1 pseudogene is annotated in these 238 nt (G+C 56.3%); it reads right to left on the reverse strand.

From position 1 onward, the window contains the following. Positions 1 to 238: pseudogene (locus LK536_RS59055) on the reverse strand (DEAD/DEAH box helicase); the annotation flags it as partial.

Raw genomic sequence — 238 nt, forward strand, 5'->3', positions numbered from 1 at the left:
GTTGCACAGGACGTTATGGTCCCCGCGGTCAAATGCTTCCAGTACCTCCACCCGGTCCTTACTTTCCCCGTTGACCTCGGCGGCCCTGAATCCCTTTTCAATCAGGATGTCCCTAAATTTCTGGCTGGTCCTCACCAGCGGGAGGAATACCACGGTCTTCCGGTCCTTACAGTACTTTCCCATCTAGTCAGCAATCTGGTACAGGTACGGGTCAAGGGCTGTCGCGATATCCCCGGCC

Source organism: Clostridium pacaense (genome assembly GCF_020709765.2).
In the GTDB taxonomy this organism is placed as follows: Bacteria; Bacillota; Clostridia; order Lachnospirales; family Lachnospiraceae; genus Enterocloster; species Enterocloster hominis.